This window comes from Peribacillus glennii (assembly GCF_003429105.1).
GTDB classification, from domain to species: domain Bacteria; phylum Bacillota; class Bacilli; order Bacillales; family DSM-1321; genus Peribacillus; species Peribacillus glennii.
The window spans coordinates 1127869-1151144 of sequence record NZ_QVTD01000003.1; the positions used below are offsets into that span (position 1 = coordinate 1127869).

The following is a 23276-nucleotide window of genomic DNA, read 5'->3' on the forward strand; positions in this document are numbered from 1 at the left end:
ATATGATTTTCCATAATATTTTTTCCAAGGGGGTACCTGGATGAATCCTATATTAAAAGAGTTCCCTGAAATGATTGAAACCGAAAGGCTTTATATCAGGCCTTGCAAGCCTGGTGACGGAAAAGCGGTCCATGATGCCATCATCCATTCAAAGGAGGAGTTAAGACAGTGGCTCCCTTTTGCGAACCATGATTCAACCGAGGACGAAACCGAAATTAATATCCGGAAGGCATTTGCGAGATTCATAGAGCGTGAAGATATTCGCCTGCATATTTACCGCAAGGAGGGTGATGTTTTCATAGGTTCCACCGGGCTTCATAGGATCGATTGGGATCTTCCCAAATTCGAAATCGGCTACTGGGCCGATGCAAGATACAGCAACAAAGGCTATATTTCCGAAGCTACCCAAGCACTTACAACGTTCGCCTTTGACTTTTATGGTGCAAAACGGGTTGAAATCCGCTGCGATCCTGACAACATAAACAGCCGGCGCATTCCGGAAAAACTGGGTTTTACACTTGAAGGCATTCTGAGGAAAAGCAGCCTGAGCGCTGACGGACACAGGTTGCGTGATACTTGCGTATTTGCGAAGATTCCCGAGTAACAATCATTCAATCGCTAATGGATATTGTTTTAAAATAAAGGAAGGCAGCCGGATAAACCGGCAGCCTTTTACTTTCCTATGCCCGGATTTTGTCCTTCAAATCTCCGATGAAGGACATTTCACTGATTTGATTCCCGGATTTTTGTCCTTACTATCCCGAATGAATGACAAGTAGTGATTACCGCAAACGATCCCCGTATGTTTTCGCCAGTAAGTTGTCCCCGTCGATCATATCTTCACCAGTTCGATCGGTTGATCGTTCACGTTTTACGTGTACATTATTTAATTCTTCTCTGTTAAACAAATCATTCTTGTGGCTGCCGGGGTTTCCCCCAGATACGTTGCCTTGTCTTTCTTGCATAATATCAGCCTCCTCCAACAGATATTTTGCTTTTTTATTTTCTGTTGTAACATGCAAAATAAACTAAGAAAAAACTGTATTGCAGAGAGCCGGCATATTCATTTTTTCGATTTTCTATCCAGACCAGCTGTAACTTTCCCGTATTTTCCGCCCCCGCCCGCTTCGATTCCCATGTTGCCTTTTCTGGCTAAATCGATTAAACCGGCAATTTTCTCCGGAACAACCGCCTTTAGTTGCTCCAGGCTCACACGGTGGAGAATATCCATTTCCGTTCCAAAAGCATCAAGCAGCCGTTCCAGGGTTTTCGGGCCCAATCCGGGGATAAACTCCAACGGCACCTGATGGATGTAAGGCGGACGCTCCCTTTTTTTCAGCAGAGGAGTCGAATCCGAGAGCTCCTTGATTCGCGTGGCAACGCCTTTAATGAGCTTATTACTCCCGCATTCCAGACAGATGCCTTCCGTTCCCTCGACCGGATTTAAGCATGCGGAGCAAACGGTGCGGTGATACTTGCCCAGCCGCGGGTTCAAGCCAAAGTTGGCGATGATCTTCCTTCCGTCCACTTCTTGCAATGCCTTTTCAAGCTCTATGAAATTTGGCTGCTCCAGTTTCATTTCCTGATACTCCCTTGCAATTTTTCCAAGGGAATGCGTGTCGGAATTCGTCAGGTATGCAAAACCGTTCAGCTCGCTTATGGCGTCGGCCATTTGCGTATCCGAACTAAGCCCAAGCTCAACTCCGTCGATAAGAGCTGGATCAAACACCTCTTCAAGGCTTTTCGTGACACCCTTTCCATACAGGCTCTTAAAAGGAGTGAACACATGGGCTGGTATAAAAAGGCCGCCATACGCCTTCACTGTTTGCTGGAGCGTCTTTGCATCACAGTATATTCTTTGGGAGCTCAAATTGATGTTCGTCACCAAGCCGCTCATCCACGCTGAGAATTGCTTCATGACGGAAAGCGTCGGAAAGTAGGCCAACACATGAATAGGCCCCTTGGAGTTACCATCATAGATTTCAATTTCAGATCCTGGAATGAACGTAGTTGCGCCATATTGAAGGCCGCCTTCCGAATGTTCCGAGACGGTCCCTGCTTCCATCAACTCCTCGATTTCTTCAATCACTTCCGGTGAATGGCAATCTATGATGCCAATCATATCTAGCCCTTTCCGTTCACGTGATACCTTTAATACATTTTGCAGTGTTAATGTTTTCGCACCTGTGATTTTTACAGCCCTACCTGTCTTCGTCCTGCCGATATGGATATGCAAATCGGCATAATAAGAATCCATTTATTGCCCCAGCGCCTTTCTAAGCTGCAAATATTGAATGGCATAAGCTGTCTTTGCGTCGCGGATTTTTCCATCCTTGATGTATTGTTCTGCCTCTATGAGCGAGAGTTCATACACCTCGACAAATTCGTCTTCATCAACACTGGCCGCATTTTCCTTTTTCCGGATGCCATGTGCAAAATACAAATGGACAATTTCATCGGCAAAGCCTGGTGACGTATAAAAAGAAGTGATATGCTCCATCTTTTCACATTCATAACCGGTTTCTTCCTCAAGCTCGCGGCATGCCGAATCAACCGGATCTTCCCCTTTTTCAAGCTTTCCGGCTGGTATTTCGATCAGGCTGCGTTCCATCGCCTTCCTGTATTGCTCCACCATTACGATTTTATTTTCTTCTGTTACCGCGATCACAGCAACCGCTCCCGGATGCTTGATGATTTCCCTTTTGCTCCTGTTTCCATCAGGCAGCTGCACTTCATCCACCTGCAGGCTGATGATTTTTCCTTCAAATATCTTTTCAGATGATAATGTTTTTTCTTCAAATTTCTTCATATGTACACTCCTTGTTCTAATGTAAGGATAATTGTTCATACATTTTACCATAATACAGTCACACAACACCGCCTTGGGCATCCAATGCCGGCTGAATCATGGAATTTATATAATGGATTGGGAGGTTCTTTTCGTGAAGGTATATGTATTAAATAACGGGATTGTAATGGCGGGCAAAGCCTGGGAGATTAAACAAAAGCTTAAACAATTTCAGGACAGGTATACCTATGTGAATGATTGGGTCCGTGATGTGCATGGACCCGCCTCCGTGCCATCGTTAAGACGGATCAAGTGAAATCTATTCCGGGGCGTCGGACAATTTCACGTCCGAGATCCAGTTTTATCCCCGAAATCTTGATTTTCTTCCGGGAATCTGCATTTTATGAAAAAAATGCTTGATATTTCCAGACGCGCGATCGGACAGCGGTCTGTATCCTTTGTGCTGAACCCCCTCCCTGCTATACAATAATATAAAAAACGAGTATTAAAGGGAGCGATTGGTTTGAAAAAAAGGAAACTTGGCAACTCCGACTTATCCGTTTCGGAAATAGGCCTGGGCTGCATGTCGCTTGGTACGGATGAAAAAGAAGCAGCCGCCATTATCAACGCTGCTTTGGACGAAGGGATCAACTACTTCGATACAGCTGATTTATATGATTTCGGCCGCAATGAGGAAATTGTTGGAAGCACATTGAAATCCGTCCGGGATCAGGTCATCATTGCCACCAAGGTCGGTAACCGCTGGAATGAATCAAATGACAGCTGGAGCTGGGATCCGTCAGCTTCGCACATAAAAACCGCAGTCAAAGATAGCTTGAAGCGGCTTGGTACTGACTATATCGATCTCTATCAGCTTCATGGCGGAACGGCTGATGACAATATCGAAGAAACAATCGGCGCATTTGAAGACTTGAAGAAGGAGGGTTGGATCCGTTTTTACGGAATTTCTTCCATCCGCCCGAACGTCATCAAACAATATGTGAAAAAGTCATCCATCGTTTCAGTGATGATGCAGTATAGCCTGCTTGACCGGCGCCCCGAGGAATGGATGCCGCTTCTTGCGGAAAACAACATCCACATTATTGCCAGAGGTCCGGTGGCAAAAGGGCTGCTCAGCGACAAAATGCTCGAAAAAGCTTCAAACGAGCAAGGTTATTTACATTATAGCTATGCAGAGCTTCAAGATTTATTGCCGGCGTTGAAGGACAAGCTTTCCCCAAGGCATCTGAATGAAACCGCGATCCAATATGTCTTATCACATCCAGCTGTCGGAGCGGTTATTCCGGGCGCAAGTTCAATCGGACAGCTTCGGGAAAATTGCCGTGCCATAAGCGCCAAGCCGCTTTCCGAACAGGAACTCAGCCTGTTGAAAAAGCTCACAAAAGCCGGCATCTATGAGGCACACCGGGAATAGCATGATAAAAGGGAGCCATTCTCCGTAACATTGGAATGGCTCCCTTTTTTCAAAAGATAAACAAGTATATTTTCAACCATATATTCATGTCCGGCTTCGACCTCCCAAAATGTACTAGTGCCGATCAAGACATCAGGCTTTGGCAGTGTTTAGTCGGCGTTCCCTGGACACAGGGTGTTCCTCATTCCTGCCTTTACTTAAACTTTTTCCAATCCATCCCGCTTTCATTAAGCAGTTCTTCAAAGGACTTGTTTTTCTCCTTCAATCTTCGTTCTTCTTTTTTTCTCGTTTCCTCCGCGGCTTTTTTCGCAGCTTGTTCATCCGAAAGCTGTTTTTGCGTTTCGCGAAGCCGGGCCATTATATCCCCTCCGAGGAGATCCCCCAGCTTCAACGAATCATTTTCCTTTTTTTGTGCTTGATGATGATTTTTATGCTTTTGCTGTTTCTTTTTCATTTCTATATCCTCCCATAATCATAGCTATATTATATCATGCTGCGCCTGCATCTTTTGTTAGAAAACTCGCCGATTGGCAAACCTTTTTTGAGATGAAGACAGAGGCATAGTCAGGCCCGATAATCAAGGCTTCGGCAGCGTCACATCGCACGAAACAAAGCGCCGGCTTAGTAAGGATGTGGGTCACACAGGTGAAGACATAAGGACGCGGCGCAGTTAGCCTGTTCTGCTATATGAAGGAAGAAAAGTTTTTACCTTCCTTTCTGCCAAAATAGCATAGATGTGTTTTCCGGCCATCAATAAATGGTAAAATGAAGAAATGACAGCGTGGAAGTGGAGGATTTTCATGAAGAGATGGCTTGTTATCGTTGGAAGCATGCTCGGTTATATCATCGGTGTGGGCGTTTATTTCTCCCAAAGGGTACTTTTTATGAAAAAGAAAGACATTGAGTTCGTGCGGGACCGAGAAATCACCGCCAATCGATTTATCGTTTCTCATTACGATGAGCTTCCGAAAGAAGAAATTTGGGTTTCTTCCCCATCCGGTTATGATTTGAAATGTGTATTCGTCGAGCCCCGCCAAACAAAAAAATGGGTGATCATTTGCCACGGCGTGACAGAAAATAAAATCAATTCTATCAAATATATGAATATGTTTTTGCAGCGCGGGTTTAATGCCGTCATTTATGACCACCGCCGACATGGCGAATCCGGGGGACTTACAAGCAGCTACGGCCATTTTGAAAAATTGGACCTAAAAGCGGTTATTGATGAGCTAAAACGAAGAAAAGGCGAGGATATCATCCTTGGAATCCACGGCGAATCAATGGGGGCCGCCACACTTTTGCTTTATGCCGGCACAATCGAGGACGGGGCCGATTTTTATGTGGCAGATTGTCCATTTTCGGATTTTGAAGCCCAGCTGAAACACCAGCTAAAAAAGGAGGTTCCTCTGCCATCCTGGATGGTGTTGCCCATCGGCACTGCCTTCATTAAGCTCCGCGGCGGCTATCACGTCAAGGACATATCGCCGATTTCTTTTGTGAAAAATATAAAAAAGCCGGTATTGTTCATTCATAGCGAGCCTGACGATTTTATCCCTGTCTCCATGACAAAGGAATTATACAGAAAAAAAGAAGGGCCGAAGCAGCTATATATTGCTTCCGTCGGTGCCCATGCCCATTCTTATAATGATAACAGGGAGGAATATGAAGAAGTGATTGACAGGTTCCTGAATGACCTGGTGTTTTCCAAAGCAAATCAAACAGGCTGACCAGTCAATGGCCAGCCCCTGATTATGCTTGTGTCCTGTCAAAAAAGCTCATGCGCGGATTGAGGATCCCGTTTGGGCTTTTTAGCTGAAAGCTGTTTGCTTCAGGTACAAAATCAATTTTCATCGTTTCATCCAAGAAAATCATTTTTGTCTTTTCCAGATAAACCGGAAGAAAATTCGTTTCGATTTTTTCATGATCCTGCTTATGGCTATCAGTATACGAAAGGTTTGTCACGCCGCTCATGACGCAGCCGCATCCGTCTGTATCATAGTTTAACGTCATATGCCCCTGTTTTCCATTGATTTTATCGGAAATTTTATTGATGGCTTTTTCAGTCCATTCTATTTTCATCGCGCGATCCCCTTTCCAGTTCGGGTGCTGTAATCCAGGATACCATTATACCGAAAGATTTCGATCCTGTTAATTTATCTGATTACAGCTTATTTTTTTAGAAAATATTTGAAAATGAAAACATCTACCATTAGGATAATTATATGTACGTATGAACAGGAGGTTTTTAAATGTCAAAAGTTCAAATTAAAGTGAATGATAACGGTTCATTGAGGGTTACAGGCGATGTGGAGCTGATCGATGGAGAGGGCAACATTTTTCAAACGAAGCCAACTTTCTCTTTATGCCGCTGCGGCATGTCCCAAAACCAACCATTCTGTGATGGCTACCATAAAGGCAAGTTCGAATCAAAGGTTCGCGCCATCAAAGATGACGGCCAGGAATGACTGGATTATAGCAGCAAAGAATGCATCACTTTAGGAAGCTCGCCGATGCCGACGAGCTTTATGATGATGATGTACTGCCGTTGTCCGCACACTCTATTTACTCTCCTGCTGTACGCACATCGACTATGTCAGCGAGGCGGACATAATGGGCCTCATCAAACCGGTCCACCACATGAAGCTTTTGCTGCAATTCATTGTAATAATGGATCGTACCGATCAATAGCTGGTGGCGGCGGTTTTCATAATAAATGATGTTGACGGCAGAGCCGGTTTCCATCGCCTCGCCTATTGCCATATTCATTTCTTCCAGCTGCTGTTCGTCCAAATCCCGCCTTTCTTCATATGTGTCCTCTTGTGCCCAATCACGCAGCAGCTTTACGTGCTCAGGCAGCATCATTGATGTCCATTTGATGCGCCCCCGATCCCGAATCATTGGTTAAGTCCCTCCTTATTAGAAAAGCGGAAGCGCCCCGTTCAGCCCCGACAAGCATAAGGCGCACCTCTTAGGAGGGCCTGCGCTCCGGAGAGGGGTGACTTATGACCTCAAGGGGGCTGGGCGCTGTAGCTAGACACCAAAACATGTTGAAAATTTTATACTTTCTTATCTTATTAAAATCGGAAACGCCCCCTATTAAGGAATGTCGACAAGTGTATTTTCGGCCAGTCCTGCACGCCGCAGACCAATGCCCGCCAAATTTTAAATTCGCGCGCCTATGCCTTATGTCCACCAAGAAGCTTGCTCCGCTGGACAGCGGTTCCCGCCTCCGTATAGGAAACCGCCCTCAGCAGCGCGTTGGAACCATGCTTGCGGCGAATGCCATCCACCGTATAGCCCAGCTTCCTTCTTTTCCAGCGGGAGGAATCAAACAATGTCAATTGCATCTCGTTATCCTCCGTGATGTTTGAAAGCGTGATTGAAATGTTCCTGACTGTTTTCGGAAGGTAGTTTTCCTTAAACAATTCAAGACATATCCTGTATAAATCCATCGTAATGTTCGTCGGCTCATCGACCGACCTGGACCGGTGAAAGCCGCCGCCAAATTCTTCTTGGCTGTAGCCAATCCCGAGGCTGATCGTCCGTCCCGCTTTCCGGTGCGCTCGTGCCCTCCTTGCCACCTCCTCGCACATTTCCAGAATCACATGCTTTACTTCCGCTTCTTCTTTATAATCCCGAAGCAAAACCTGGCTTTTTCCAAAGCTGACCTGCCCCTCCATAATCGGTGCGCCCATATCGGACATGTCGATTCCCCAGGCATGGTAATAAAGCTGGTTTCCCATAATCCCGAATTTGGCTTCCAGTTTTTCAAGGCTGTAGTTAGCTAACTGCCCCACGGTGAAAATTCCCATTCCATTCAATGTTTTCTGTAGCCGCTTGCCAATCCCCCACATTTCGTTAAGGGGCGAAATCGGCCAGAGCTTTGTTTTTACATCCTCGTATGTCCATTCGGCAATTCCCTTCTTTTTGGCTTCCAAATCAAGGCACAGCTTTGCCAAAAGCATGTTTGGCCCGATTCCAATCGCACAAGGAAGCTGGAATTCGCGTTCGATTTCATCCCTGATTTTTGCAGCAATGGTGCGTGCATCGCCCCATAAAGGGTGGGCGCCGTCGACCTTCAAAAAACTTTCGTCCACGCTGTACACGTGAATCGCTTCCTTTGGAACGTAACGGTTGAACAGCCGGGTGATTTCTGTGGATATGCGTAAATAGGTGGCCATCTTGGGTTCATCCAGTATGATCCGCGGATCCTCGGGAATTTCGAACATCCGCGAGCCGGTTTTAATGCCGAAATCTTTTTTCAGCTTAGGGGATGCGGCCAGCACGACACTGCCTGGGCGATCTTTATTGGCGATGACAGCCAGGTGGCATTCAAGAGGATCAAGGCCGCGCATGACGGCTGAACAGCTTGCATAGAAGCTCTTCATGTCAATGCATATGATCTGTTGCTTTGGCATCGTGATGTAATCGACCATTAGCGATCCTCCTCCAAGCAGAATGTATGTTCGTTTTTTGTATTATACCCATATCTTAATCGAATACACGTTCGTGTTCAATGGAAATTTTACTGCAAATTTCAACATTTTGACCTGATTTCCTTGCCGGTTCCATTTTTCGCAAAATCCGTGACGTTATTTTAAGCATAGAAAAGGGCTGTCTCATAGCTGAAAATCAACTTATGAGACAGCCCTTTTCCACGGGAAAGACTCCCCCGCGGCCATATTATTCTTCATATAAAACATTAAACGAAATTTCATCCACCGTCACTGTAAAAGAGCTGTCCAAATTGGAACGGCTCATCATTTCCAGCTGGTAGACCCGTTCAGCAGCCAGATATGTCAGTTTCCTGACAAAAAAGCGCTGGCTATCTCCTTTCTGAACATTTGAGATTGCGGATGTGACAACTTTCTGTTCTTTCAAGCTTTCTTCATCTATCTGGATAATGATCAGCCTGGCAATTGCACGGCCAGGAAGCGATTCTTCCATTTCCCCCGCATACCAAACTTTCGCCTTCATTCCAATCATTACGTCTTTCATTTTTAATTTATCGCCATTTGAATCCTTGATCGACGTGTTTTCCGATACGGTGTAATATGTATTTTTAATTAACACTTCTTTTCCATCAGCCAGGTCAGTGATATATCCGGTTTCCCCTTTTGTAATTTCTTCCATATTCGTTCCGTGGCCAGGACCGCAGCCAGCCAATGCCACAAGCATAGAAATATGCAGAAGCATTTTAGCTTTTGCCTTCATCCCGCATCCCTCCAACTCCACAATAGACGAACACTCAAAATCTTAGAAATTCCAATATTTTACTTGAATATACACAAAAACTTGATGCCGGTAAAGAAAATCGCCTCTTTCATATTTTAAAAAGAGACGATAAGCAATTGTATTTTTTAAAGCGTTAAAGCGATGGGGATTAGCCCCTATTTCTTAAAAAATGCATTTTTTCCGACTGCTTCTACAGTTCGTGGGAAAAGGGTATAGAGTAAGCTCCCCAGATTCATCCAGCCCGGCAGATTGATTTCCCGTTTTTTCGTGAGCATGGCGGAAACAATATTTTCCGCGACATAGTCCGGTTTTAGCATGAACTTTTGGATATTCTTCACATAAGTCCCGGATTCGTCGGCGATATTGAAAAAGTTCGTAGCAATTGGTCCTGGATTGACGGTTGTAACAAACACATCGTTCCTCATTAGCTCAAGGCGTAGGCTGTTCGAATAACCCAAAACGGCATGCTTGGTCGCCGAATAGACGCTTGATTTCGGGGTCGCGATTTTGCCCGCCTGTGAGGCAATATTAATGATATGTCCATGTTTCCGCCGGATCATTGAGGGAATAACTGCCTGCGTGCAGGCAATTAAGCCAAGCACATTCACATCAAACATCGCTTTCACCTCTTCAAGCCCGGCCTCGTGGGCTTCTTTAAAAACCCCAAAGCCCGCATTGTTCACCAATACATCAATTTCACCGGCAATGTCCGCAGCCTCTGCAAATACCGGTTTAATTTTAGCCGTATCGGCTACATCCAGCTTAAACGCGAAAGCTTCTGTTTGGTACTGGCTGGAAATTTCCTCCTTTAGCTCGTTTAATTTATCGATGCTTCTCGCAAGGAGGACAACGCGCGCCCCTTCGCTTGCCGCCCGGATGGCCGTCTCCCTGCCGATTCCACCGGAAGCACCCGTAATGGCCACGCATTTACCCTGCAGCCTGCCCATACATATCCCACCTTATCATTGCTGAACCGAATAAATGATCATTCCTGATTTTTCTTCTGTTTTAATTTCCCCTAAATTCTCGAGATAGTCAAGCTGCCCGACCGTTTCCGAAAGCGTCAGGCCCAATTCCTTCTCGTAGACAGCAGGAAAGAGCCGCTTGCAAACTTCAAAGCCTGTCAAAGCGTTTTCCTCGAGTATCTTTTTGACATTCATGGCACGAAGATGCTGGCGTTCCCTCTGTTTTTTGATGAGGCCCGGCACATCAAACACCTCGTTGCCATGGCCGGTATACAGCATTGAAATAGGTATGCCTAGCCATTTGTTTAAAGAATCATTATATTGCAGCAGAGGCTTGGGCCGATCTTCGCCCGGAATGATAGGAGGCTCCATTAACGGGTTAGGCGATATTTTTTCCAGCAGATGGTCGCCGCCGATCATCACACCGTCTTTTTCGCGGTAAAAAGAAATGTGGCTCTGCGCATGACCCGGTGTTTCAATCACTTTCCAATCATCGTGTGCCGGCACAGTATCCCCTTCAACGAGTCCGGAACGAAGCACGCGCGGACTGACGAATTTCGCCGAGCGCCGAATTTGTGCGACCATCTTTTTATACTCCTCAGGCACCCCGAGCTTACGTGCAAAATCAAGGTAAAAACGCTCATGTTCTCCTATGAATTCGTCGCTCATAAGAAGGAATCTCTGGTTATTGGGATGGCCATATACCGGAACATCCACTGAAAAAAGTCCAAGGCCTCCTGCATGGTCGGGATGGTGATGGGTTAACACAACTTGTTCAATATCGTCCAACCTCAATCCAAGTTCTCCCAGCCCGCGCAGCAGCGCTTCTTTTCCTTGCTCTGTTTGAAGGCCCGTATCAATCAATGTCAATGCATCGCCCTTTATGATATAAACATTTACATCCCCTACCGGAAAAGGTGTCGGCAAGGAGATTTTCGCAACGCCGTTTTTCCATTCTGTCATTTTTTCTGCCACCTTGAATATTATATTTATATAAAGTGAAACTTACATCAGCGAGGTTCATTCCCACAGATGGATAGTTGAACCAATCGGACATTTACGGGCAGTTATCCCCTTCTTCAGACTTCTTTATTCTCTTTATATCTAGAATTGGGGGGTGATCCACGTGAATGCGGAATAAATATCTTCATAATAGCTGGAAAATATTACATAAAAAATAAAAACAAAATTTTTTATTTACTACATATCTTACCTCTAAGACAGTGAATTGTCATTATTTTCACATAGTTTGAAATTATTTTTTTGATTTTTCTAACAATCCTTTCTTGACATAAGCCTTGTTCATGCCCCATAATCACAAGTAAAATTAAAACGGCATGGCAATGAATAAGACCAGTAAATACACTATGGCTAAAGAGAGTGGAGCTCACCGGCTGAAAGGCTTCACAGTCCCCTGGGATATTGAACCTACCTTACGAGCCTTCAGGAAAACCTGGCGTTCAACCGGCGATAACGGTTACCAGAGCTGCATTTTCCCGTGATTTACAAGGAAGATGAACAAAGGTGGTACCACGGAAGCAAAGGCCTTTCGTCCTTTATTTGGATGATGGGCTTTTTTTCATTTATAGTTGATAGCATTTATTTAAACTCATACATGTCCGAATAGGAGCTTATCTGAGAGACAGGTGCCGGATTTGCCGCAGGTTTTCAATATTTCACTATTCATTTTATGCGTTTCGTTAAAGGAGGAATATTCATGAGTAAGATCGCATTTATTGGTGCAGGTTCGATGGCTGAGGCCATCATATCAGGAATGGTTGCAAAGAATCTCGTCGAACCGGGAGAAATCCATGTTACAAACAGGTCCGATAAAGAAAGACTGGCTTTCCTGCAAAGCCGGTACGAGGTAACTGTCTCGGAATCATTGGAAATGCTGCTTAATGATGCCGATGTAGTATTCCTGGCCGTGAAACCGAAGGACATACTTAGAGCAATGGAGGCGGCGAAGCCTTATATAAACGAAGAAATGCTGCTCATATCAGTAGCCGCGGGCGTGGATACTGCCAGCCTGGAAGGAATTATCAGCAAGAAGGTCGCGATAATCCGGGCCATGCCAAATACATCGGCAGCCGTTGGCGAATCTGCAACCGCGATTGCGGCCAATCAATATACGAACCAGCCTGATCTTGATCTCGCCCGTAAGCTTTTCGAGACGATCGGATCCGTCACCAATGTCAAAGAAGATCAATTGAATGCGGTGACAGGATTATCTGGCAGCGGGCCGGCCTATATTTATTATCTTGTGGAAGCAATGGAGAAATCGTCGGTGACGATCGGGCTGGACAGGGAGACTGCCAAGCAATTAATCATCCAGACTTTGATCGGCGCAGCGGCCATGCTGACCAACTCTGATAAGCCGCCGGCCGTTCTCCGCAAAGAGGTTACATCCCCGGGAGGAACAACAGAAGCAGGAATTAAGGTCCTTGAAGAAAATGGAGTTCAGGAAGCGCTTATTTCCTGCATTCAGGAGGCAGCCATGCAATCCAAGAGATTGGGTGAGCAAATCAGCGATGAATTAGCCGGGAGCCTATTGCTCCGAAACGCAAGATAAACAGATGATACGCGCCCATCGCATGGTAACGCGTTAAAGCACCGGTGGTCTACCCCACCACGGTAATGCGTTAAATCCAGGGGGGCTGACCCCCACTCGGCAGCAGGTAGCAATCAGATTTTTAGTAGTAACATGCAATGATTGTTATACTAACCTTGTATTTGAATCGCAATTACAAGGAGAGTGGAAGCATGAGTGCAAAGCTATTTTCACCTTATAAGATTAAAAATGTCACGTTGAAGAACCGGATCGTGATGTCACCTATGTGCCAATACTCCTGCCCGGAAGAAGACGGCCTCGTCCAAACCTGGCATAAAACCCACTATACGAGCCGGGCAGTCGGCGGTGTCGGTTTGATCATCACCGAAGCCACTGCCGTAACTGCCCAGGGCCGGATATCGGTGAATGATCTGGGGATTTGGAGCGATGAGCATGTCGAAGGTTTGGCGGAACTGGTTTCACTGATTAAAGAACAGGGTGCAGTGACAGGGATCCAACTGTCGCATGCCGGAAGAAAATCAGAGGTCAGGGAAGAAATCATAGCCCCTTCGGCTATTGCATTTAACGATCAATATAAAACCCCAAGAGAAATGACCAAACAGGATATCCAAGAAACGGTTGAAGCCTTCAAAGCCGGGGCAAAGCGTGCCATAAGGGCCGGCTTTGATGTGATTGAAATACACGGTGCCCATGGATACTTGATCAACCAATTTCTCTCTCCTTTAAGCAATAAGCGGACAGACGAGTATGGGGGATCGGCCCAAAACCGATACCGCATCCTTAAGGAAACGATTGCAGCGGTGAAGGAAGTGTGGGACGGCCCGTTATTCGTCCGCTTATCGGCCCATGATTATCATGAAGACGGCATGACAGCCGAAAAATATGTGGAAATGGCCCGCTGGATGAAGGATGACGGGGTCGATTTAATCGACGTCAGTTCAGGGGCGGTCGTTCCTGCCCATATCAAGGCTTATCCGGGTTATCAGGTCCCATTCAGTGAAACAATCAAACATGGTGCCGGCATTGATACCGGGGCTGTAGGGTTGATCACTTCAGGCATACAGGCAGAGGAAATCCTGCAGAATGACCGGGCGGATTTAGTCCTCCTTGCCCGTGAGCTGCTGCGAGATCCGTACTGGGCCAGAAACGCCGCTAAAGAGGTACGGCATGAAATTGAACCGCCCGTGCAGTACAAAAGGGCCTGGTAATAAAAGTACGGTAGATGCAAAAACCATCCGGAACCATTGTTCCCGGATGGTTTTTTTTGGTTTGATATGTCGAATGCTTCTTCAGCAGCCTAATGTTGCTTATCCGGATAAAGCGGGATTTTGATGCTTAGAAGGTCCTCCGCAACAACGGTTTGCGGAAATATTTCCATGCTTTCTGCCCTGAGCCTGTGGGAATCCTCCGCTGTATAGCGCGAGCTTATATGGGTTAATAGCAAGTGTTTTGCATTTGCTCGTTTTGCCGTCTCTGCAGCCTGAACCGTTGTCGAGTGGAAATAGTCGTACGCCATTTCGTGCTCGTCTTGTGAAAATGTCGCTTCGTGGATTAGATAATCAGCATCCCTGGCGAGGACTTCAGCATTGTTACAAGGGCGAGTATCTCCCAGAATAGTGATGATCCTTCCCCTTTGCGGCGCACCAAGATAATCGGCCCCATTCAATATCCTTCCATCCTCAAGCTTCACGGTTTCCCCATTTTTCAGTGCTTTTAAGGCAGGACCCGGCTTCACGCCCTCAGCCCGCAGCTTATCGATGAGCAGGCTTCCAGGCCGGTCACGTTCAACAATCCGGTACCCAAGGCAATACATGCCGTGGGCAAGCGGCAGGGCCGACACGGTAAATTGTTCATCTTGAAAAACAATGCCTTCTTCTATTTCGATGACCTTAAGAGGATATTTCAGATGGGTTCCGCTTACCCGGATGCTTGTGGTTACAAACTCTTCTATTCCCGGAGGTCCATAGATCGCCAGCTCGTCCGTTCCACCCTGGAACGACCGGCTTCCCAGCAAGCCGGGCAGCCCGAAAAGATGGTCCCCATGAAGGTGGGTAATAAAGATTTTTTCAATCTTCCGCGGCTTTACGGGAGTCATCAAAATCTGATGCTGGGTAGCTTCGCCGCAATCGAACAGCCACACCGCTCCCCTTTCCTCAAGGAGCTGCAGCGCAATGGAAGATACATTTCTGGCCTTGGCCGGCATCGCGGCACCTGTCCCTAAAAATACTAAATCCACAATAGTTACCTCCGCTCAGCGATTATGTATTCTTTCAATATATCATAATAAGCTTGGCTTTTTAAGGGTAACCATGTATCCAAGTCCTTTTCCAACCGGCCGGCCTGAATCATACAATCGGTTTCAGGCTCATTAAGCAGCAACCGTTTAAAACCTGTTAGATTACATTTTTTATTTTTAGACAGGCTGTTCTTTCTTAAACATCGGATTCGTTTTTATGTCAATCCATTCATCAACAGTCTCGAGACGGGCTGCAAGGTCAAATAGGATATCTTCTTTCCCTCTTGCCGCAACAAACTGTACACCGCATGGCAATCCACCGGATGAGATATGAAGGGGGACAGACATTGCAGGCTGTCCGGTTAAATTCGCTAATTGCGTAAATGGCGTCCTCTTTAAGCTATTTTCTACTATTTTATCTACCATGCCGGTTTTTTTAACGAACCCCCCGGCCCCAAGCTTACCAATCATCTGAAGCAAAAGCTTTTCAGTTCCCCTGGAATTAAGTTCGCCAATTTTCGCAGGAGGGTATGCAGTAGTGGGGGTCATAAAAAAATCATAAGTTTCATGGAATGTTTCCATTACATGCGCTGCTTTATCCCACTCTCTTATACCAAGTACGAATTCTTCGGCAGTTGCTGCTTTCCCAAGAAGGCCGAGAAGCCATGTCGTAGGTTCGACGTCATCATATCTGACCTTTCGCCCTAGTAAATCTTCAAGCAGCCGGAGTGTTGCCGCTACTTCTCCAAAGTACATCATCATATAACTGCCCGCGAGTTTTTTCCCATCGACCGGCGCATCCTTCTCCTCGACGGAATGGCCCATCGATTCCAAAAGTGCCGCGGTCTTTCGCACCGCTTCGATGCAGTCTGGATCCACTTCCGTCCCGATGGGAGATGCTGTAGAAAAGGCAATTCTATATTTCCTTTCCGATTGGTTTTTAACTATTTGCAGATAGGAGCCATCAAAAGCAGGGGCATGGAAAGCGGCTCCTTTTTCATAACCCTGAATTTCGTCAAGCATCGCTGCACTGTCCCGGACACTTCTGGCGAGCACATGATCTGAGGAAGCCCCCTGCCATTGGCGCCCCGGGTCCGCAGCGGAAGGAGTGCGGCCCCTTGTCGGCTTCAACCCAAACAGGCCACAATAAGCGGCAGGAATCCTTATCGAGCCGCCGCCATCATTCGCCCCTGCAATCGGCACCATGCCTGAGGCAACTGCCGCCCCAGAGCCGCCGCTTGAACCTCCGGGTGTATGGTCCGCATTCCACGGGTTTCTTGTGGGGCCGTAAAAGGCAGGTTCCGTGATCCCCATCAATGCAAATTCCGGTACATTCGTCTGCCCCGTAAACACCACCCCCGTTTTTCTGACCCTTCGTACATATTCGGCATCACGCCAGGCCCGATAGGACTGCAGCGCTTTTGATCCGGACGTAATTTTTTCTCCCTCAATTTCCTGGGTTATATCCTTTAAGAGCATCGGTACGCCAGCGAAAGCTCCATTTATATCAATGTTGTGTACGTCCTTTTTTGCCTGCTCGTACATTTTATTGATTACAGCGTTGAGCTTTGGATTTTGCATTTCTATGTGCCTGATTGCCTCACCCAGTAACTCTTCGGGCTTAACCTCCCCTGCCTTTATTAATTGCGCTAGGCCCAATGCATCATAATCACGATAATCGAATCCATTCATCCATCCATCCCCCTGAATTTTTTTCCAAATCGGAAACATTTCCTACTCCAATATAAAATAATTATCTGAATAGTCAAAACTAATTTGCTTAGCAGAGGAGGAATATTATACGAATGTTTGCAAAAGAATAATGGCATGCGCATTATTTGCGTAATATGCCAACAAATTATATATTGGAATAGATGTTTTTTTCAGGAGACAGAAAAGTTGTGAAACTCGAGGAAAGAGGTTTTAACATTGATTGAAGACAACAAACCGACCGCATTAATCATGATATTCGGGGCGACCGGGGACCTGGCTAAGCGAAAGCTGTTCCCATCCATCTACCGATTATTCCAGAAAGAACAGATAAATAAATTCGCTGTAGTGGGAGTGGCAAGGAGACCGTTATCGAATGATGAATTCCAGGCCAATGTCAAGGATTCTATTTTGACCTTTGCCGGGGAAAACGAAAAAGTCGATGAGTTCGCTTCCCATTTCTATTACCATTCGCACGATGTAAGCAGTTCAGAATCATACATACAGTTAAAGGAAATCGCTGACCGTTTGGACAGCCATTATCAACTGGAAGGAAACCGGATTTTTTACTTGGCGATGGCTCCGGAATTCTTCGGTACGATTGCAGAACAGGTTAAAGAACAAGGATTGACGGACACGAATGGGTACAAGCGCCTTGTCATTGAAAAACCTTTCGGCCACAGCTTTGAAAGCGCGCTTGAGCTGAATGAACAAATACGTACTGCTTTTAACGAGGATGAAATCTACCGGATTGACCATTATCTTGGTAAAGAAATGGTTCAAAACATCGAAGTGATCCGTTTTGCAAATGCCATTTTTGAACCGCTGTGGAATAGCAGGTACATTTCCAATATCCAGGTTACCTCCAGCGAAACGCTTGGAGTAGAGGAACGGGGCCGTTATTATGAAAAAAGCGGCGCATTGCGCGACATGGTGCAAAACCATATACTTCAAATGGTCGCACTCCTGGCGATGGAGCCTCCAATCCGTTTGACAACAGAGGAGATACGTAGCGAAAAGGTCCGCGCGCTTCGTTCGCTTCGCCCGATGAAAAAAGATGAAGTGAATCAATATTTCGTTCGCGGCCAATACGCAGCAGGTACCCTGAATGGGGCGCAAGTGCCTGGTTACAGGGAAGAACCGATGGTCGACCCGGATTCAAATACTGAAACATTTGTTGCGGGCAAGCTAATGATCGACAATTTCCGCTGGGCGGGCGTGCCATTTTATATCCGCACCGGTAAACGCATGGATATCAAATCGACTAAGATCGTTGTCCAATTCAAGGATATTCCGATGAACTTGTATTATAAAACGGAGGAAACCCTCCATCCTAACCTTTTGGTCATCCATATCCAGCCTGATGAAGGGATTACGCTCCTTCTGAATGCTAAAAAAACAGGGACAAACATGAAATCGACGCCGGTGCAATTATCGTTCTCAAATAAAGGGACCGACCGCATCAATACTCCTGAAGCCTATGAAAGGCTTTTGTATGACAGCATGCGCGGGGACGCCACAAACTTTACTCACTGGGATGAAGTGGCCCTATCCTGGAAGTTCGTTGATAGCATTTCGAATTACTGGGAGAGCACAAAAGAAACTTCTTTCCCTAATTACGAGTCCGGTACCACAGGCCCGAAGAGTGCAGACGAGCTACTCGAAAAGGACGGCCATTCCTGGTGGCCAGTCGAAAATCTGGACCTTGAGGGAAATTGTTAATCGCCAATATAATGAAAAGAGGATATCCCTGGCGGGACATCCTCTTTTTTATTCCAATCTTTTAAGACACTTTTTTTCTTGATAACTTATCCTTTATAAGATTGATGATTCCATTGTTTCTTATCATACGGTTTTTAGCTGCCCCTCTGTTCAGCCAGAAGGAGATGCTTGTTTCAAGGATTACTAAAAAAAGAAATACAGATACAACAATCCAAAGCATGGTTGTTCATCCTCTCTCCTTTTGTTTGCCCGCCCCCTCAATTATATGCGGGGAAATGCAGCGAAATTAGTATCAACACCAGCTATCTCCGATGAGGGACATTTTGTTTTCCTGATCCCGGGATTTTTCCTTCATAATCTTCGGTATAAAAAAACGGGCTAAACCATTATAGGTCTAGTCCGCTTTGATCCAATATTCTTACTTCTCCATCCACTCGGTATGGAACGTGCCTTCTTTATCAACTCGTTGATACGTATGGGCACCGAAGTAATCGCGCTGAGCCTGAATGAGGTTGGCCGGCAGGGTTTCCGTGCGGTAGCTGTCGAAATAAGACAGTGCAGCCGCAAAGCTGGGAACCGGAATGCCGTTTACGGTTGCCGCTACGATCACTTCACGAAGCGCACCCTGGTAGCTCTCGACGATTTCCTTGAAATAAGGGTCCAGCAGCAGATTGTTCAGGTTGGCATCGCGATCGTATGCATCTTTGATTTTTTGCAGGAATTGTGCACGAATAATGCAGCCTCCGCGGAAAATCATTGCGATTTCCCCGTAGCTCAAATCCCATCCGTATTCTTCAGAGGCGGCTTTCATTTGGGCAAATCCTTGCGCGTAAGAACAGATTTTGCTCATATACAGCGCTTTGCGGATACTTTCAATGAACGCGTCCTTGTCACCGCCAAATGGCTTCGCTTCCGGCCCCCTCAACACTTTGCTCGCAGCGACACGCTCGTCCTTAAGGGCTGAGATGAAGCGGGCGAAAACAGACTCCGTGATGATCGGAAGCGGAACGCCCAGGTCAAGGGCGCTCTGGCTTGTCCATTTGCCGGTACCCTTTTGGCCGGCCTTATCAAGGATCACGTCAACCATCGGCTTGCCTGTTTCCTCATCGTATTTCTTGAAGATATCTGCAGTAATTTCGATTAAATAGCTGTCCAGCTCGCCTTTATTCCATTCTGCAAACACGCTATGAAGCTCTTCTGCTGATAATCCAAGGATATTTTTCAATAAGAAGTATGACTCTGATATGAGCTGCATATCACCGTACTCAATGCCGTTATGCACCATTTTAACATAATGCCCTGCGCCATCCGGACCGATATAGGTACAGCAAGGATCGCCATTTACCTTGGCGGAGATATCTTTTAAGATTGGGGCAACCAGCTCGTAAGCTTCTTTTTGCCCGCCAGGCATGATGGAAGGACCTGTCAATGCCCCTTCTTCTCCTCCTGAAACGCCGGTACCGATGAAATGGATGCCAAGCTCGTTAAGCTCTTCATTTCGGCGCTGAGTATCCTTGAAGAATGTGTTGCCGCCATCAATGACGATGTCCCCTTTATCAAGCAAAGGCTTTAATTGTTCGATTGTTGCGTCGGTAGGCCCGCCCGCTTTTACCATTAACAAAATCTTTCTTGGACTTTCAAGTGAAGAAACAAACTCTTCCATGCTGTATGTAGGCACAACGTTTTTCCCCTGTGCTTCTTTCATCATTTCATCCGTTTTTTCCCTTGAGCGGTTATATACCGATACAGAATAGCCTCTGCTCTCGATATTGAACGCGAGGTTCTTGCCCATTACGGCAAGCCCAATTACACCAATTTGCTGTTTTGACATGGATTGATCTTCCCTTCTTTAACTAATCGGACCTTTATACTCTAGCAAGTATTCCAATTATGTTCAAACCATTTTGCTTATTCTTACCTATTTTACACTGAAAGGGATAATTTACCCGGAAAAAAATCACTTATTTATCGTCATTTCGCATAGAGTGGATCGGTTTATCCTTCAGTGAGAAATTCTCGAAAAAATCCTTGCTGAAGCTGGTTTCGGAAGTCATGGACGACGGGATGCCGCTTTTTGCAGCATTCAGTCCCTTGTATATAATGCTCTTGCCATATTTGTTCTGGAGCTTCTCCACTGCCTCGTATAAAGGCTCTTTTTCTGCATCCTGCTCATATGAAAACAAATCCAGCTGCTTGAATGCCGCGTCTTTTTCCGTCACATCAAAGGCAGTTACTCCTAAGAGCCGGATCGCTTCCCCATTCCAATGCTTCTTAAAAAGCTCTGCAGCAAGAGAATGTATTTCAGCCTTTTCGGAAAAAGGATTGCCGACTGTACGGCTTCGAGTAACCGTGTGCCTGTCTTTATAGCGGATCATGACCCCGATTTTCTGGCCGACCAGGCCTTTATTCTTTAGCCGGATAGCAACTTTATTTGACAGCTTCCTTAAAATATCCACCAATTCCTTTTGATTGGCAGAATCATGCGGCAAAGTGGTCGAATTCCCTACACTTTTATGTTCAAAGATTGAATCAGGGTCGACTTGCCTTTTGTCGTTTCCGTTCGCGCGTTCTTTCAAACGGATGCCGTTGATTCCCAACACTTGCTTTAGCTGGATATCATTGGCCTTTGCCAGGTCCCCGATTGTATGAATGCCTAGGTTCCCCAGCTTATCGGCTGTCTTCCTTCCTATTCCATGCATGTCCCCGACCGGAAGAGGCCACAGCATTACAGGGACATCCCTTTTTCTTAAAATCGTGATTCCTAATGGCTTTTTCATATCAGACGCCGTTTTGGCAAGAAATTTGTTAGGGGCGATACCGATGCTGCAGGGCAGGTCCATCGTTTCAAGAATCCGCTTTTGGATGCTTTCGGAAATTTCCACAGGGGAGCCAATATCACCGCACTCTGTAATATCAAGATATCCTTCATCTATGGAAACAGGCTCTACCCAGTCCGTATACTGCCTGAGCAGCTCAAAAATGGCCATGGATGCTTTCCGGTATTTCTCAAAATCCGGTTTCATCACGACAAGCTGTGGACAAAGTTTTTTAGCTTCCCATAGGGGCATCGTGGTCTTGACGCCAAACTTTCTTGCCTCATAGCTGCAGGTTACAATAATGCCGCGGCGTTCTTCGACGTTGCCCGCAATAGCCAGAGGTTTTCCTTTCAAAGACGCGTCATAAGCCATCTCGACCGATGCGTAAAAACTATTCATATCAACATGGAGGATCACTCTTCCATTCTTCGGATACATATCGTTCACGTCGGCCACTTCCTTATCTACTCCTTTTTGTGATCGCGTTATAAACCATTGTAACAAAACAGGCACGAGGATACACCTTCCTTCCCCTTTCAAACAAGAACAAGGCGCCGGACTCCCGGCGCCTTGTTCCCAATAAAAAATTACTCCCCGGCTACTTCCTGGACAATGGCAATCACCATTTCTCCAAGCTTCACCAATTCCTCAACAGGTATTTTTTCGTTCGTTGTATGAATTTCTTCATAACCCACAGCCAGATTCACAGTCGGAATGTCAAAACCGGCAATCACATTGGCGTCACTGCCGCCTCCGCTTTGCTGCAGTTCACAAGGACGGCCAATTTTTTCCGCTGCTTTTCTAGCGACCTCCACCACATGGTCTCCGGCACCGTATTTAAATCCCGGATACATGACGATTACATCTACTTCCGCGCGGCCGCCCATTTCTACAGCAGCTGTTTCGAATGCTTCCTTCATCCTCGCAGCCTGCTGTTCCATTTTTTCTGGAATCAGTGACCGTGCCTCTGCCTGGATTTCCACATAATCGCAGACAATATTCGTCTGTGTACCGCCTTCGAAACGGCCAATGTTAGCAGTCGTTTCTGAATCAATCCGGCCCAGCGACATTCTTGCAATCGCCTTCGATGCAATGGTGATCGCGGAAACCCCTTTTTCTGGAGCGACACCGGCATGGGCGGTCTTGCCATGGATCCTTGCATTAACCTTAGCCTGTGTCGGGGCTGCTACCACGATATTCCCGACTTTACCGTCACTATCAAGAGCGTAACCAAATTTGGCCGTCACAAGCTGTCGATCAAGTGCTTTTGCGCCCACCAATCCAGATTCCTCGCCGACGGTAATGATGAATTCGATTGAGCCATGTGCAATATTTTGCTCCTTCAGAACCCTTATTGTTTCAAGCATTACAGCAAGGCCTGCTTTATCATCCGCTCCGAGGATCGTTGTGCCGTCAGACACGATATACCCATCCTTAATGGAAGGCTTAATTCCTTTGCCCGGAACGACTGTGTCCATGTGTGACGTAAAATAAATCGTATCTGTACCTTCTTTTGTACCTTTCAGTGTACAAACAAGGTTGCCTGCCCCATGTCCTGTCACACCGGTTGTGTCATCTTGAAAAACTTCAACTCCAAGCTCTGCGAACTTAGCTTTGAGCACTTTCGCAATTTCGGCTTCGTATTTTGTTTCGGAATCAATTTGGACCAATTCCATAAATTCCCGAACCAAACGCTCTTCATTAATCAATGTTCTTACCTCCAAAATTTATGTACTGTATCAGTATACTCCCGGGTAGGGCGTCCGGCAAATTTCAGGTATTTGCCTAACGCAGCCA

Annotated in this window: 23 protein-coding genes; 8 read left to right on the forward strand and 15 right to left on the reverse strand. The window is 46.2% G+C overall.

All coding sequences use genetic code 11. The features are described 5' to 3' along the window. The first annotated feature begins 40 nt into the window (after nucleotides 1-40). Complete coding sequence (locus D0466_RS06960) at nucleotides 41-604, forward strand: GNAT family N-acetyltransferase (RefSeq protein WP_117321783.1); 564 nt, start codon at nucleotides 41-43, stop codon at nucleotides 602-604. Nucleotides 605-782: 178 nt separating this feature from the next. Here the strand turns inward: D0466_RS06960 and D0466_RS06965 are convergent, their stop codons facing one another. The 3 genes from D0466_RS06965 to D0466_RS06975 all read right to left on the reverse strand — a co-directional run bounded on the left by D0466_RS06965 (nucleotide 783) and on the right by D0466_RS06975 (nucleotide 2809). After that, entirely contained in the window at nucleotides 783-965 is a 183-nt protein-coding gene (locus tag D0466_RS06965) for a hypothetical protein (protein ID WP_117321784.1), read from the reverse strand. 98 nt (nucleotides 966-1063) lie between these two features. Further along, nucleotides 1064-2257: an endonuclease Q family protein gene (locus D0466_RS06970; RefSeq protein WP_117321785.1), complete on the reverse strand. Its 1194-nt coding sequence runs from the start codon at nucleotides 2255-2257 to the stop codon at nucleotides 1064-1066. Next, a complete protein-coding gene (locus D0466_RS06975) occupies nucleotides 2258-2809 on the reverse strand; it encodes an NUDIX hydrolase (RefSeq protein ID WP_117321786.1) in 552 nt (183 codons plus the stop codon). It abuts the gene before it with no gap. Between the two features lie 133 nt (nucleotides 2810-2942). Here D0466_RS06975 and mciZ point away from each other — a divergent pair, with 133 nt between their 5' ends. Next, nucleotides 2943-3104 (forward strand): Z-ring formation inhibitor MciZ, encoded by a 162-nt coding sequence (gene mciZ, locus D0466_RS06980; protein ID WP_117321787.1) that lies wholly within the window; start codon nucleotides 2943-2945, stop codon nucleotides 3102-3104. 207 nt (nucleotides 3105-3311) lie between these two features. After that, entirely contained in the window at nucleotides 3312-4223 is a 912-nt protein-coding gene (locus tag D0466_RS06985; protein ID WP_117321788.1) for an aldo/keto reductase, read from the forward strand. A gap of 193 nt (nucleotides 4224-4416) precedes the next feature. Here the strand turns inward: D0466_RS06985 and D0466_RS06990 are convergent, their stop codons facing one another. Next, nucleotides 4417-4677 (reverse strand): YqkE family protein, encoded by a 261-nt coding sequence (locus D0466_RS06990; RefSeq protein WP_117321789.1) that lies wholly within the window; start codon nucleotides 4675-4677, stop codon nucleotides 4417-4419. A gap of 346 nt (nucleotides 4678-5023) precedes the next feature. On the opposite strand from D0466_RS06990, the gene D0466_RS06995 reads away from it, so the two are divergent. After that, nucleotides 5024-5950: an alpha/beta hydrolase gene (locus D0466_RS06995; RefSeq protein ID WP_117321790.1), complete on the forward strand. Its 927-nt coding sequence runs from the start codon at nucleotides 5024-5026 to the stop codon at nucleotides 5948-5950. A gap of 22 nt (nucleotides 5951-5972) precedes the next feature. Here the strand turns inward: D0466_RS06995 and D0466_RS07000 are convergent, their stop codons facing one another. Further along, the gene (locus D0466_RS07000) at nucleotides 5973-6302 is read right to left on the reverse strand and encodes an iron-sulfur cluster biosynthesis family protein (protein WP_117321791.1); all 330 of its coding nucleotides are present in this window, start codon (nucleotides 6300-6302) and stop codon (nucleotides 5973-5975) included. Between the two features lie 170 nt (nucleotides 6303-6472). On the opposite strand from D0466_RS07000, the gene D0466_RS07005 reads away from it, so the two are divergent. Then, complete coding sequence (locus D0466_RS07005) at nucleotides 6473-6688, forward strand: CDGSH iron-sulfur domain-containing protein (protein ID WP_117321792.1); 216 nt, start codon at nucleotides 6473-6475, stop codon at nucleotides 6686-6688. A gap of 97 nt (nucleotides 6689-6785) precedes the next feature. Here D0466_RS07005 and D0466_RS07010 read toward each other — a convergent pair whose 3' ends face one another. The 5 genes from D0466_RS07010 to D0466_RS07030 form a co-directional block, all read right to left on the reverse strand. Further along, entirely contained in the window at nucleotides 6786-7121 is a 336-nt protein-coding gene (locus D0466_RS07010) for a YolD-like family protein (protein ID WP_117321793.1), read from the reverse strand. Between the two features lie 278 nt (nucleotides 7122-7399). Further along, nucleotides 7400-8659 (reverse strand): Y-family DNA polymerase, encoded by a 1260-nt coding sequence (locus tag D0466_RS07015; protein ID WP_117321794.1) that lies wholly within the window; start codon nucleotides 8657-8659, stop codon nucleotides 7400-7402. A 247-nt stretch (nucleotides 8660-8906) separates the two neighbouring features. Then, on the reverse strand, nucleotides 8907-9437 hold the full coding sequence (locus tag D0466_RS07020) for a DUF3221 domain-containing protein (RefSeq protein WP_117321795.1): 531 nt from the start codon (nucleotides 9435-9437) through the stop codon (nucleotides 8907-8909). A gap of 176 nt (nucleotides 9438-9613) precedes the next feature. Further along, a complete protein-coding gene (locus D0466_RS07025; RefSeq protein WP_117321796.1) occupies nucleotides 9614-10405 on the reverse strand; it encodes an SDR family NAD(P)-dependent oxidoreductase in 792 nt (263 codons plus the stop codon). 15 nt (nucleotides 10406-10420) lie between these two features. Beyond that, complete coding sequence (locus D0466_RS07030; RefSeq protein ID WP_117321797.1) at nucleotides 10421-11386, reverse strand: MBL fold metallo-hydrolase; 966 nt, start codon at nucleotides 11384-11386, stop codon at nucleotides 10421-10423. A 754-nt stretch (nucleotides 11387-12140) separates the two neighbouring features. Here D0466_RS07030 and proC point away from each other — a divergent pair. Further along, nucleotides 12141-12995: a pyrroline-5-carboxylate reductase gene (gene proC / locus D0466_RS07035; protein ID WP_117321798.1), complete on the forward strand. Its 855-nt coding sequence runs from the start codon at nucleotides 12141-12143 to the stop codon at nucleotides 12993-12995. Between the two features lie 191 nt (nucleotides 12996-13186). Beyond that, nucleotides 13187-14203, forward strand: a complete 1017-nt coding sequence (gene namA / locus D0466_RS07040; RefSeq protein WP_117321799.1) for an NADPH dehydrogenase NamA — start codon at nucleotides 13187-13189, stop codon at nucleotides 14201-14203. Between the two features lie 89 nt (nucleotides 14204-14292). Here the strand turns inward: namA and rnz are convergent, their stop codons facing one another. Both rnz and D0466_RS07050 read right to left on the reverse strand, forming a co-directional pair. Further along, nucleotides 14293-15231: a ribonuclease Z gene (gene rnz, locus D0466_RS07045; RefSeq protein ID WP_117321800.1), complete on the reverse strand. Its 939-nt coding sequence runs from the start codon at nucleotides 15229-15231 to the stop codon at nucleotides 14293-14295. Between the two features lie 177 nt (nucleotides 15232-15408). Next, complete coding sequence (locus tag D0466_RS07050; protein WP_117322248.1) at nucleotides 15409-16923, reverse strand: amidase; 1515 nt, start codon at nucleotides 16921-16923, stop codon at nucleotides 15409-15411. A 270-nt stretch (nucleotides 16924-17193) separates the two neighbouring features. Here D0466_RS07050 and zwf point away from each other — a divergent pair, with 270 nt between their 5' ends. After that, on the forward strand, nucleotides 17194-18663 hold the full coding sequence (zwf, locus tag D0466_RS07055) for a glucose-6-phosphate dehydrogenase (RefSeq protein WP_407675623.1): 1470 nt from the start codon (nucleotides 17194-17196) through the stop codon (nucleotides 18661-18663). A 418-nt stretch (nucleotides 18664-19081) separates the two neighbouring features. Here zwf and gndA read toward each other — a convergent pair whose 3' ends face one another. From gndA to D0466_RS07070, 3 genes are all read right to left on the reverse strand, one after another. Further along, nucleotides 19082-20494 carry an NADP-dependent phosphogluconate dehydrogenase gene (gene gndA, locus D0466_RS07060; RefSeq protein WP_117321802.1) on the reverse strand — a complete coding sequence of 471 codons (1413 nt, stop codon included), beginning with the start codon at nucleotides 20492-20494 and terminating at the stop codon, nucleotides 19082-19084. 130 nt (nucleotides 20495-20624) lie between these two features. Further along, nucleotides 20625-21926 carry a DNA polymerase IV gene (locus D0466_RS07065; RefSeq protein WP_117322249.1) on the reverse strand — a complete coding sequence of 434 codons (1302 nt, stop codon included), beginning with the start codon at nucleotides 21924-21926 and terminating at the stop codon, nucleotides 20625-20627. A 140-nt stretch (nucleotides 21927-22066) separates the two neighbouring features. Next, nucleotides 22067-23188 (reverse strand): M20/M25/M40 family metallo-hydrolase, encoded by a 1122-nt coding sequence (locus D0466_RS07070; protein ID WP_117321803.1) that lies wholly within the window; start codon nucleotides 23186-23188, stop codon nucleotides 22067-22069. Between the last annotated feature and the right edge of the window lie 88 nt (nucleotides 23189-23276).

Coding starts and splice junctions, on each gene's coding strand:
- D0466_RS06960 (WP_117321783.1), top strand. CDS start 41: ATGAATCCTATATTAAAAGAGTTCCCTGAAATGATTGAAACCGAAAGG.
- D0466_RS06965 (WP_117321784.1), bottom strand. CDS start 965: ATGCAAGAAAGACAAGGCAACGTATCTGGGGGAAACCCCGGCAGCCAC.
- D0466_RS06970 (WP_117321785.1), bottom strand. CDS start 2,257: ATGGATTCTTATTATGCCGATTTGCATATCCATATCGGCAGGACGAAG.
- D0466_RS06975 (WP_117321786.1), bottom strand. CDS start 2,809: ATGAAGAAATTTGAAGAAAAAACATTATCATCTGAAAAGATATTTGAA.
- D0466_RS06990 (WP_117321789.1), bottom strand. CDS start 4,677: ATGAAAAAGAAACAGCAAAAGCATAAAAATCATCATCAAGCACAAAAA.
- D0466_RS06995 (WP_117321790.1), top strand. CDS start 5,024: ATGAAGAGATGGCTTGTTATCGTTGGAAGCATGCTCGGTTATATCATC.
- D0466_RS07000 (WP_117321791.1), bottom strand. CDS start 6,302: ATGAAAATAGAATGGACTGAAAAAGCCATCAATAAAATTTCCGATAAA.
- D0466_RS07005 (WP_117321792.1), top strand. CDS start 6,473: ATGTCAAAAGTTCAAATTAAAGTGAATGATAACGGTTCATTGAGGGTT.
- D0466_RS07010 (WP_117321793.1), bottom strand. CDS start 7,121: ATGATTCGGGATCGGGGGCGCATCAAATGGACATCAATGATGCTGCCT.
- D0466_RS07015 (WP_117321794.1), bottom strand. CDS start 8,659: ATGGTCGATTACATCACGATGCCAAAGCAACAGATCATATGCATTGAC.
- D0466_RS07020 (WP_117321795.1), bottom strand. CDS start 9,437: ATGAAGGCAAAAGCTAAAATGCTTCTGCATATTTCTATGCTTGTGGCA.
- D0466_RS07025 (WP_117321796.1), bottom strand. CDS start 10,405: ATGGGCAGGCTGCAGGGTAAATGCGTGGCCATTACGGGTGCTTCCGGT.
- D0466_RS07030 (WP_117321797.1), bottom strand. CDS start 11,386: ATGACAGAATGGAAAAACGGCGTTGCGAAAATCTCCTTGCCGACACCT.
- proC (WP_117321798.1), top strand. CDS start 12,141: ATGAGTAAGATCGCATTTATTGGTGCAGGTTCGATGGCTGAGGCCATC.
- namA (WP_117321799.1), top strand. CDS start 13,187: ATGAGTGCAAAGCTATTTTCACCTTATAAGATTAAAAATGTCACGTTG.
- D0466_RS07050 (WP_117322248.1), bottom strand. CDS start 16,923: ATGAATGGATTCGATTATCGTGATTATGATGCATTGGGCCTAGCGCAA.
- zwf (WP_407675623.1), top strand. CDS start 17,194: ATGATATTCGGGGCGACCGGGGACCTGGCTAAGCGAAAGCTGTTCCCA.
- gndA (WP_117321802.1), bottom strand. CDS start 20,494: ATGTCAAAACAGCAAATTGGTGTAATTGGGCTTGCCGTAATGGGCAAG.